A 1,017-nucleotide genomic window follows, 5' to 3' on the forward strand; every position below is an offset into this window, starting at 1 on the left:
TTATTGACGTACAGCCACATTATCGATCGCGCCATTCCTGACCCTTTTGCCTTGGACTTTGAATTGACAGTAGCGCCTGATTTTCGGACAACTTCCCCCAGCCCTAAAGCTTGTCGGAAGCGTCGCTGCGATTTTTTTTAGTCAGATGCTTCGGATTTTTTTTCTCTTGCCCCATTGTGTAATCAATGATTGGTTTTCCGTTTTCCAAGTATTTATACCAATTTCAAAAATTATTGCTACGATTTCGAGGTTAATTTGGGCGCCAGCCCCGGCGCCCCTACCGATGCCAAATTAATAACAGATATTGTAGGGGCAAGGCGTCCAAGCGCCCCAAATGAGTGCATCTTTGGTAATTAAAAATAGTATAATTATCAGGACGCTGAAATTCAATCTCCGTGTTTGCCGGAATATTTAACGAAAACCAAATTTCGTCCTGAACAGTAGTAGTCGAGGCAGACCGAGATTTTATCATCAGTTATTGGTAAAACAGTGCCATCAAATTTTAGTAAAAGTTCTTTATCCCCAATTCCGGCCTCGGTTGTTACCCACAACAAGGGAAAAATATCTAGCTGATGATCTGGGAAATATTTGAAAATTGGGAAAGTTTTTCGGTAAAAAGTTCCCTCAGCCGTTCGCTCCCAAAGCTGAAGCCGATAATGAGCGATCGACTCAGCATAAGCTCTTAACTGAGCTTGGCGATCGGCTTCATATTGCAGGGTGGAGACGGCGGCAGAAATGGAGGAATGGCAGGGTTCTCGACCTCTGGTTTTAAGCAAAAGTTAACAACAAACTCTCGTCCGGTTCCCTTGATAAGACTGCAATAGTTTTCCCCCGTATATTCAGAAGTTAAATTCTTTACGACACTCCAGTTTTTTTTCGCCATTTTATTTATGACTCATAACTAATTCTTAACCTTTGTAACGATTTATTTGAACCACGATAAAACTTAATCATTCTTTTACAGATTTCATTGCTCTGCTGAAGGCGGATAAACCGTCGGCTGGGGATTAATCCCCA

General features: G+C 41.9%; 1 protein-coding gene. It reads right to left on the reverse strand.

Going from position 1 to position 1,017, the window contains the following annotated elements:
• Nucleotides 1–386 precede the first annotated feature (386 nt).
• Nucleotides 387–776 (reverse strand): hypothetical protein, encoded by a 390-nt coding sequence (locus AM228_RS28950; RefSeq protein WP_054470510.1) that lies wholly within the window; start codon nucleotides 774–776, stop codon nucleotides 387–389.
• Between the last annotated feature and the right edge of the window lie 241 nt (nucleotides 777–1,017).

The organism is Planktothricoides sp. SR001, from assembly GCF_001276715.1.
Classification (GTDB): domain Bacteria; phylum Cyanobacteriota; class Cyanobacteriia; order Cyanobacteriales; family Laspinemataceae; genus Planktothricoides; species Planktothricoides raciborskii.